We start from the raw sequence: 9,266 nt of genomic DNA, 5'->3' as shown, positions 1-9,266 counted from the left end.
GGACTCCATCAAGGCCAGCAGTCCCTACCGACTGCATCAACAGGCCGAACAGAAGACTGCACCCGACAAAGGCGCCAGATCATCAAATTTAACTTGCAACGCGGGGGTCATCCACAGAAGGCTGACGGGAATCCACCCGGCCACGCCATCCCCCACCCAAAAGCCTCGATTTCCTAAACCCGCGCTTTGGTCTAGAATTTGCCCATGAACGAAATGCGGCCGGTCGGACAAGGCTTGGGGAAACTGGAAACACTGGCGCAGATCGAGCGCAAGCTGGTCTGGCTCGCTTCGTGGATGATCCACCATGCCAACCACATCCGCCCCAACCCCGAGGGGCTGAAGGTCGGTGGGCACCAAGCTTCCTGCGCCTCGGTGGCGACGATCCTGACGGCGCTGTATTTCGACGCGCTGCGCCCGCAGGACCGGGTGGCGGTGAAGCCGCATGCCGGGCCGGTGCTGCATGCCATCAACTATTTGTTCGGCCGGCAGAGCCTGGAGAAGCTGAAGGGGCTGCGCCAGTTCGGCGGGGCGCAGGCGTACCCCTCCCGCGCCAAGGACGGGCCGGAAATCGATTTCTCCACCGGCTCCGTCGGGCTTGGCGTGGCGCTGACCTCTTTCTCCGCGCTGATCCAGGATTACGTGCAGGCGCATGGCATGACCGCGCCGGACGCGCCGCGCGCCCGCAACATCGCCATCGCGGGCGATGCGGAGCTGGACGAGGGCAATATCTACGAGGCGCTGCTCGAAGGCTGGAAGCACGATGTGCGCGATGTCTGGTGGGTGATGGACTATAACCGCCAGAGCTTGGATTCCGTGATGCCTGACCGGCTGTTCGGCCGGTTCGAGGGGCTGTTCCGCGACATGGGCTGGAAAGTGGCCACGCTCAAATATGGCCGCAAGCTGGAGGCCGCCTTCGCCCGGCCCGGCGGGTACAGCCTGCGCGGCTGGCTGGATGAATGCCCGAACTCCACCTACTCGGCGCTGACCTTCCAGGGCGGGGCGGCATGGCGCGAGGCGATCGTGACCGACATGCGCAGGAGCCGCGGCGTGCGCGCGATCGTCGACCCGCTGACAGATGACGAGCTGGCGGCGCTGATGACCAATCTCGGCGGGCATGACCTCGGCGCGCTGACCGATGCCTTCGCCACCGCCGCGCAGAGCGACCAGCCGACGCTGTTCCTCGCCTACACGATCAAGGGCAACGGGCTGCCATTCGCCGGGCATAAGGACAACCACGCCGGCATGATGACGTTGGAGCAGATGGATGCTTTCCGCGCCGCGCAACATGTCCGTCCGGGCCATGAGTGGGAGACGTTCGAGGGGCTGGAGGGCCCGCGCGCGGTGGAGCGCTTCGTGCAATCCGTGCCCTATGCCACGCCGCTCACCTTGCATGGCCGCCGCCTGCCCGCCGCCGTGGTGCCGGTGCCGCAGATGCTGCCGCAGCCGCGCGTTATTGGCCGGAAGATGAGCACGCAGTCGGGCTTCGGCGAGATCCTCTCCGAGATCGGCCGCGCTCGGGGGGAGAGCGCGGCGCTCGCCAGGCATATCGTCACCACCAGCCCGGATGTGGCGGTGTCCACCAATCTCGGCCCGTGGATCAACCGGCGCGGGGTGTTCGAGCGGTATGCGCGCGAGGATGTGTTCCGCAACGGCAAGATGGCGAGCGCGCAGCGCTGGGGCACGACCCCGGATGGTCAGCATATCGAGCTGGGCATCGCCGAGCAGAATTTGTTTCTGCTGCTGGGCGCGGCGGGGCTTTCGCACGATCTGTACGGCGCGCGGCTGCTTCCCGTGGGCACGGTGTACGATCCGTTCGTGAATCGCGGGCATGATGCGCTGTTCTACGCCTGCTACCAGGATGCGCGCTTCCTGCTGGTCTCCACGCCGTCGGGCATCACGCTGGCGCCGGAGGGCGGGCAGCACCAGGCGACCAACACGCCGCTGCTCGCCATTGTGCAGGACAAGTTGGCGAGCTTCGAGCCCGCCTATTGCGACGAGCTGGCGATCGTGCTGCGCCACGCCTTCGAGTACATGCAGAAGCCCGAGGGCAGCGCCGTGTGGCTGCGCCTCTCGAATCTGGCGCTGCCGCAGCCGGAGCGGGAGCTGAACCCGGTGCATGTCATTGCGGGCGGGTATTGGGTGGTGCCGCCCCAGCCGGGGGCGACGATCGCCGTCGCCTATCAGGGCGCGGTGGCGGGCGAGGCCGAGAAGGCCTTCGCCGTGCTGCAGGAGGATATGCCCGAGGCGGGGCTGCTCGCCATCACCAGCCCGGACAGGCTCTATGCCGGGTGGCGCGCGGCGCAGCGCAACCGCCGCCAGGGGCACAAGACTGGCTCGCATGTCGAGGATCTGCTCAAGCCGCTGGCGCGGGATGCGGCGATCATCAGCGTGCTGGACGGCCACCCGGCGGCGCACGCCTGGCTGGGCGCGGTGCGCGGCCAGCGGGTGGTGGCGCTGGGGCCGGACCGGTTCGGCCAGTCCGGTGACGTGAACAGTCTGTACCGGGAATACGAGATCGACAGTGCGGCGATCCTGGACGCCTGCGCCGAGGCGCTGATTCCGGAAAACGGCTAGCCCAGGGCTGCGATAGCCTTGGGCAGGGCGGCGGGCAGATCCTCGGCCAGCAGCCCGGGGCCGAGCGCCTGTGCGGCCGCGCCATGCAGCCAGACGGCGGCGCAGGCGGCCTCGAACGCGGCCATGCCCTGCGCGAGAAGTGCCGCAGTGAGGCCGGCAAGCACATCCCCCGTGCCGCCAGTGGCAAGCCACGCCGGAGCGTTGCTGTTGATGGCGGCACGGCCATCGGGCGCGGCGATCACCGTGTCGGCGCCCTTCAATATAGTGACGGCGCCGCTCGTGGCGGCGGCGCGGCGGGCGGCTTCCAGCTTGCTCGGGCCGATGGGGCCGAAGACGCGGGTGAACTCGCCCGTGTGCGGGGTGATGACGGTAGCGCCGCGCAGTTTCTCCGGCGCGTTGGCGCAGGCGGTGAGGGCATCGGCGTCGGCCACGATTGTCTTCTGTTTGGCGATGAGTTGGGCCAAAGCCTTCCCCGCGCGCGCCACGCCCAGGCCCGGCCCCACCACCCAGGTATGGCGGCGTTCATCCTCTAACAGCGTGGCCAGTGGGTCGGTCCGCAGGATCAGCCCGGCCTCGGGCAGCACCATGGGGGCTTCGGCGGCCAGCGTGACCATGCCCGCTCCGGCGCGGCGCGCGGCGGCACAGGCGAGGCGCGCGGCTCCGGCCAGCGGGCCGCACAGCACGGTCACGTCCCCGGCGCTGTATTTATGCCCGGTGGCGGCGCGGCTTGGCAGGGTGAACAGGGCAGGGGTGTTCACCCAGGTTTGCGGGTTAATGCCGTTCAGCACCGTCTCCGGCATGCCGATGTCTCGCAGCAGCAGCTCCCCGCACAAGGCGCGGCCGGGGTAGAGCAGATGCCCGGGCTTCTTGCGAAAGAAGGTGATGCTGAGCTCCGCCTGCGGCGCGTAGCCGCGCACCTCGCCCGTGGCGCCGTCCACGCCCGAGGGCACATCCACCGCGACGATGCGCTTTGCCGCGCGCAGAAGATCGGCGATTTGGGCGGAGACATTGCGCGACAGCCCGGCGCCGAATACCGCGTCGATCACCAGCTCCGCGCGCTGTACCTCTTCGATTGTCGCGGTGAAGGCATCGGCCACCCGCACCGGCCAGCCGGCCTGGGCCAGGTAACGCGCCGCCACCTTGCCGTCGCCGCCATTATTGCCGGGGCCAGCCAGCACCAGCACGCGGCACGGCGTATAGCGTTGCAGAATCGCGCGGGCCACGGCGCGCCCGGCGGCGTCCATCAGCGCCTCCACATTGCCGGCGGCCGCATCGGCGCGGGCCATTTCGGCCGGACATAACAGTTCGTTCATAAAAATATTCGCCTTTCAAACGAATCTGCCGTTAATTGTGCGGTGCAGGAGGGATTCTACGAATGGGCAAAGTGATTGCGGTTGCACAGCAAAAAGGCGGCGCGGGCAAGACCATGCTGGCGGCGCAATTCGCCGTGGCGCTGGCCGGGGACGGGCGGGTGGCGCTGCTGGATATCGACCCGCAGGGCAGCCTGACGGTGTGGGGCAAGCTGCGCGACGCGGCGGCGAAGGCAGCGCACCATGTGCCGGTGGAAACCGTCTCCGGCTGGCGGCTGGCCAATGAGCTGGAGAAGCTGAGGACGGCTTATGACTACGTGCTGATCGACACCCCGCCGGTGATAGACAGCGATGCGCGGCGGGCGATTCGCGCGGCGGACATCGTGCTGATCCCGATGAATCCGGCGCCGCCCGACCTATGGGCCGCCGAGGGCACGCTGAAGCTCGCGGCTGAGGAGAAGCGCAAGACCGCCCTGGTGTTCAACCGCGCCCCCGCCGCCTCGCGCCTGCGCAAGCGGCTGGAAGCGGAGATCGCGGCGCGCGGCCTGACCCTGCTGTCCGTGGCGCTGGCGAATCGCGCCGGCTACGCCAATGCCTTCGCCGATGGGCTGGGCGTGACCGAAGCCGGGCCCACGACCCAGGCGGCGGAGGAGCTGCGCGCCGCGGCGGCGGCGTTGAAAGAGCTCCTGGTATAAATTTTATGAAAAAAACTTCCCATTGGCCGTTTCAGGTGCAGAAAAGATCATTTGGACACTTGCGTACGGTTCTTTTTTCCGCCACAATCTGAGTGTGGCATAACTGAGCAGGTCGCGGGAAACCAAGGCCAAAAAAAATGTCAGCCGCCAAGTTTAGGGAGCGAACAAACAAAAATGTGCATCCAATGAGATGCTGGCCGGCCAAATAGGCCGGCCTTTTTTGTTGTCAGCCTCTGCGCCGGTGGAAACGGCTGATCTTCACTTCGCCCCAGATGCCATGACGCTTGAACGGGTCATGCGCGATATAGCGCTCCACCGTGGCGCGGTCCCTTGCCTCCACGATCAGCAGCGAGCCGTTCATGACCTCGCCATCGTCGGTCTGCAGCGGACCGGACATGATGGTCCGCACCCCGGCATCTTCCTGCTCCTCGGTATAGGTGCGGTGCTCGGCGTAGCGCTCCAGCCGGAGGGCCAGAGTGTCGGGTTTGTCGGCGGCGTAAATAGCGAATAGCGGCATCTTCCGTGGCTCTTTCTATCGACTCTGTTGTATCGGTAATATGAAAGCGCCGTTTTGACACGTTACGCGTACGCGACCCAGCCTTGTGCTGCGCGCTGCGTGCAGAATTTTTCAGGTAAGGGAGCCGGGACGATGAAGCTGCTTCGATACGGGGACATAGGCGCGGAGAAATGGGGCGTGCTGGACGCGGAAGGCCAGGTGCGCACGCTGGACGACGCGCTGGTGCATGTGACAGGCGATGAACTGAGCCCGGAGTGGCTGGAACAGCTGCAAAAGCTGGACCCGGAAAAGCTGCCTTTGCTGAAAACGCCGCGGCGAATCGGGCCGGCGGTTTCGCGTCCGCTGAACTTTGTCTGCGTGGGGCTGAACTATGCCGACCATGCCGCGGAGACTGGGGCGAAACTCCCGAAAGAGCCGATCCTGTTCCTCAAATCCCTCTCGGCCTTTTCCGGCCCCTATGACGACATTGTGATTCCCCCCGGCAGCACCAAGACCGACTGGGAGGTGGAGCTTGGCGTGGTGATTGGCACCAAGGCGAGCCGGGTGAGCGAGGAGACCGCGCTGGACTACGTGGCTGGCTATTGCGTGGTGAACGATGTGAGCGAGCGCGAATACCAGAAGGAGCGCGGCGGCCAGTGGGACAAGGGCAAGGGCTGCGACACGTTCGGCCCCGTCGGCCCGTATCTGGTGACCAAGGATGAGGTGCCGGACCCGCAGGCGCTCTCGCTATGGACGGAGATCGACGGCGTGCGCCGCCAGGACGGCACCACCGCCAACATGATCTTCGGCGTGAAGACGCTGGTGGCCTATGTCAGCCAGTTCTTCACCCTGCATCCGGGCGACATCATCGCCACCGGCACCCCGGCGGGAGTGGGCATAGGTATCAAGCCGGAGCCGGTCTTCTTGCGTCCGGGCCAGGAGGTGCGCATGGGCGTGCAAGGGCTGGGCGAGCAGCGCGCGGTGACCATCGGCGGATAGTCGTCAGGCGGCTTTTGTTTCGATCAGCGATTTCCAGATCAGCGCGCCGAGGGCGGCACCCGCCAGCGGCGCGACCCAGAACAGCCAGAGCTGGCCGAGCGCGTCCGTCTGCGCGAACAGGGCTGCCGCGGTGGAGCGGGCCGGATTGACCGAGGTGTTCGTCACCGGGATCGAGATGAGATGGATTACGGTCAGCGTAAGGCCGATGGCGAGCGGCGCGAAGCCGGAGGGCGCGGTCTTTGACGTGGAACCAAGGACGACGATCAGAAACGCCGCCGTGAGGGTGGTTTCGGCGACGAGTGCCGCGAGCATGCTGTAATGGCCCGGCGAGAGCGCGCCATAGCCGTTTGAGGCAAACTTGCCCGCGACGAAATCCGGCGCGCCGGAGGCGATGACATAGAGCACCGCGGCGCCGGCCGTACCGCCGACGACCTGGGACACCCAGTACGGGATAAGCTCCGCCCAGCTGAGGCGCCCGGCGATGGCGACGCCAAAGGAAATCGCCGGGTTGAAATGCCCGCCGGAGATGCCGCCCACGGCATAGGCCATGGTGACGACGGTAAGGCCGAAGGCCAGGGCCACCCCGACGAAACCGACGCCGAGCTGGGGAAAGCCGGCCGCGAGCACGGCGGTGCCGCAGCCGCCGAAGACAAGCCAGAAAGTGCCGAAAAATTCAGCCGCGAGTTTCTTGGACATGCATGGCTCCCAAAACTGGATGAGCTTGTTTTGATAGGGGGTTCGTGTATCTCCCACCTCGGGCAGCTATACATATAAATGTTACAGTTTGGCATCAAATTATTTAAGGAGTCCTGAAATGGTCACGGAATTTGCGGAAATCGAAGTGAAGCCGGGGATGGAGCAGGACTTCATTGCCGGGGTGGAGAAGAGCAGGCCGGCCTTCCTGCGCTCCGAGGGTTGCCATGGGGTTTCCCTGGTGCGCTCGGTGGAGAATCCGCTGAAATTCGTGCTGCATGTGCAGTGGGAGAGCGTGGAGCATCACGTGGTGACCTTCCGCGCGGCACCGGAGTTTCAGGAATGGCGGAGCAATGTGGGGCATTGCTTCGCGGCACCCCCGAATGTCTGGCATGGGGAAAAGGTGGCGTAAGAGGCGGACGGCCTCTACGAGGCGGGGCGCCTTACCCGGCCGAGGCCTCCTCGGCATTGGGGTCGCCCGGTGCCGTGGCCCAGGCGAGTTCCACCAGCGTCACGATCCGCCTTCCGGCGCCGTCCATCTGGCACACGATCAGGCCCTGCTCCTCCATATAGGTGAGCAGGCGCCGCGCGCGGCCCAATGAGCGGGTGCCATAGGCGCGGGCAATCTCCGGGTCACCGGGGCAGGGCAGCCCCTCCTTTGCCGCGCGGGCGATCATCATGAAGATGCCCTGCATATCCTCTGGCAGGGTGGCGGCGCGGGCCGAGACATCCTGCCAGACCTCATCCTCCGCCATCTCGGCGCTGATGCCTGCGCGCGCGCGCGTCAGCATGCGGCGGAAGGCGGCGAGGTCCGGCGCCCCGGAGCCCAGGCCCTCTATCCGGCAGCGGACCAGGAAATCCTGGTAGAGCACGCCGATGGCGCGGAACCCCGCCTCGGGGTCCGCCAGGATGGCGCTCAAGATCCGGTCCAGCCGCTCGCGCCGCGCCGCCAGTTCCTCGGGACTCGGCTCGTCCACCGCCTCGGCGCGGTTCTCCACCGTGGCGGGTTTCGCGGCCATGAGTTGGCTGAGCAGGTCGGGCGCCGGGGGCGGCGGCGGGCGGCGTTGGGGCCGGGCGGCCTCGGGCGGCGGCGCTGCCAGGATAACGGCGCGCACATCCTCCGGTGCTGCTCCCGGCAGCGGCATGAGCCGCGGCGTGGAGTTGCGCGGCTGGGTCTCCGTTGCGCCGATGCGTAAGCCCAGGGGGCGGCGGGAGAGGGCCGGGCCCAGCGCCATGAAGTGCCCGCGCTCCAGGTCCCGGAAGGCTTCCGCCTGCCGCCGCTCCATGCCCAGAAGGTCGGCGGCGCGCGCCATGTCGATATCCAGGAAGGTGCGGCCCATGAGGAAGTTGGACGCCTCGGCCGCGACGTTCTTGGCGAGCTTCGCCAGGCGCTGGGTCGCGATCACCCCGGCCAGCCCGCGCTTGCGGCCGCGGCACATCAGGTTCGTCATGGCGCCGAGGGACAGCTTGCGCGCTTCGTCCGAGACCTCGCCGGCGATGGCCGGGGCGAAGAGCTGCGCCTCATCCACCACCACCAGCATCGGGTACCAATGGTCTCGGGCAACCTCGAACAGCCCGCCCAGGAAGGCGGCGGCGCGGCGGAGCTGGTTCTCGGCGTCGAGTCCCTCGAGATTGAGCACGGTGGAGACGCGATGGATGCGCGCCCGCTCGCCTGCCAGCTGCAGGCCCTGCTCGGTATGGGCCTCGGCATCGATCACCAGATGGCCGAAGCGCTCGGCCAGGGTCACGAAGTCGCCTTCCGGGTCGATGATCGCCTGCTGCACCCAGGGGGCGCTCTGTTCCAGCAGCCGGCGCAGCAGATGGGATTTGCCGGAGCCCGAATTGCCCTGAACCAGCAGGCGGGTGGCCAGCAGCTCCTCAAGGTCGAGCGTCGCCGGGCCGCCTGCCGTCGTTTGTCCCATCTCGATCGCAATCGTCATGTCTCGACTCAAAGCCTCCTTGCGCGGAGGGGCTGCTTATCAACCTGACCGCCGCCCGTCGAGCGCCTAATGCCCCGGTTGGTTCCGGGCTGAAATCCTGCTATCGCGCCGCGATGGACCAGGCCCTCCCGATTTCCGAAACCATACCCGGCGTGCCGCCCCGGCGCACCTTCGCCATCATCTCGCACCCGGACGCCGGCAAAACCACGCTGACCGAGAAGCTTCTTCTCTTCGGCGGCGCCATCCGTGAGGCTGGCATGGTCAAGGCTCGCCAGGACCGCCGCAACTCGCGCTCCGACTGGATGAAGATCGAACGCCAGCGCGGCATCTCGGTCACCTCCTCGGTGATGACCTTTGAGTTCGGCGGCGCGGTGTTCAACCTGCTCGATACGCCGGGCCATGAGGATTTCTCCGAAGACACCTACCGCACGCTGACCGCGGTCGATTCTGCCGTGATGGTGATCGACGCCGCCAAGGGCATAGAGCCGCGCACCCGCAAGCTGTTCGAGGTCTGCCGGCTGCGCGATATTCCGATCATTACCTTCATCAACAAAATGGA

9 protein-coding genes are annotated in these 9,266 nt (G+C 66.8%); 5 read left to right on the top strand and 4 right to left on the bottom strand.

From position 1 onward, the window contains the following. Window positions 1-204 precede the first annotated feature (204 nt). Window positions 205-2,574, top strand: a complete 2,370-nt coding sequence (locus ACLPJJ_RS05905) for a transketolase (protein WP_443590023.1) — start codon at window positions 205-207, stop codon at window positions 2,572-2,574. On the opposite strand, the gene ACLPJJ_RS05900 is transcribed toward ACLPJJ_RS05905, so the two are convergent. Further along, window positions 2,571-3,887, bottom strand: coding sequence for an NAD(P)H-hydrate dehydratase (locus ACLPJJ_RS05900; protein ID WP_443590022.1), 1,317 nt, complete (start codon window positions 3,885-3,887; stop codon window positions 2,571-2,573). The two genes, ACLPJJ_RS05905 and ACLPJJ_RS05900, sit on opposite strands and share 4 nt — an antisense overlap. A gap of 62 nt (window positions 3,888-3,949) precedes the next feature. Here ACLPJJ_RS05900 and parA point away from each other — a divergent pair, with 62 nt between their 5' ends. Next, the gene (parA, locus tag ACLPJJ_RS05895) at window positions 3,950-4,579 is read left to right on the top strand and encodes a ParA family partition ATPase (RefSeq protein ID WP_443590021.1); all 630 of its coding nucleotides are present in this window, start codon (window positions 3,950-3,952) and stop codon (window positions 4,577-4,579) included. 226 nt (window positions 4,580-4,805) lie between these two features. Here parA and ACLPJJ_RS05890 read toward each other — a convergent pair whose 3' ends face one another. Further along, the gene (locus ACLPJJ_RS05890; RefSeq protein ID WP_443590020.1) at window positions 4,806-5,096 is read right to left on the bottom strand and encodes a YciI family protein; all 291 of its coding nucleotides are present in this window, start codon (window positions 5,094-5,096) and stop codon (window positions 4,806-4,808) included. 132 nt (window positions 5,097-5,228) lie between these two features. On the opposite strand from ACLPJJ_RS05890, the gene ACLPJJ_RS05885 reads away from it, so the two are divergent. Continuing rightward, the gene (locus tag ACLPJJ_RS05885) at window positions 5,229-6,074 is read left to right on the top strand and encodes a fumarylacetoacetate hydrolase family protein (protein ID WP_443590019.1); all 846 of its coding nucleotides are present in this window, start codon (window positions 5,229-5,231) and stop codon (window positions 6,072-6,074) included. 3 nt (window positions 6,075-6,077) lie between these two features. On the opposite strand, the gene aqpZ is transcribed toward ACLPJJ_RS05885, so the two are convergent. Beyond that, the gene (gene aqpZ / locus ACLPJJ_RS05880; protein WP_443590018.1) at window positions 6,078-6,770 is read right to left on the bottom strand and encodes an aquaporin Z; all 693 of its coding nucleotides are present in this window, start codon (window positions 6,768-6,770) and stop codon (window positions 6,078-6,080) included. A gap of 118 nt (window positions 6,771-6,888) precedes the next feature. Here aqpZ and ACLPJJ_RS05875 point away from each other — a divergent pair, with 118 nt between their 5' ends. Beyond that, entirely contained in the window at window positions 6,889-7,179 is a 291-nt protein-coding gene (locus ACLPJJ_RS05875; protein ID WP_443590017.1) for an antibiotic biosynthesis monooxygenase family protein, read from the top strand. A gap of 31 nt (window positions 7,180-7,210) precedes the next feature. On the opposite strand, the gene ACLPJJ_RS05870 is transcribed toward ACLPJJ_RS05875, so the two are convergent. Then, window positions 7,211-8,707 carry a helicase HerA domain-containing protein gene (locus ACLPJJ_RS05870; protein WP_443590016.1) on the bottom strand — a complete coding sequence of 499 codons (1,497 nt, stop codon included), beginning with the start codon at window positions 8,705-8,707 and terminating at the stop codon, window positions 7,211-7,213. Window positions 8,708-8,820: 113 nt separating this feature from the next. Between ACLPJJ_RS05870 and ACLPJJ_RS05865 the strand changes: the two genes are divergently transcribed. Then, window positions 8,821-9,266 (top strand): GTP-binding protein (locus tag ACLPJJ_RS05865; RefSeq protein ID WP_443590015.1); only part of this gene is annotated, 446 nt, incomplete at its 3' end.

It is taken from the genome of Acidocella sp., from assembly GCF_052326845.1.
Taxonomy (GTDB): domain Bacteria; phylum Pseudomonadota; class Alphaproteobacteria; order Acetobacterales; family Acetobacteraceae; genus Acidocella.
The sequence above is the reverse complement of the archived record's forward strand: the minus strand, read 5'-3'. Positions and strand labels throughout refer to the sequence as shown.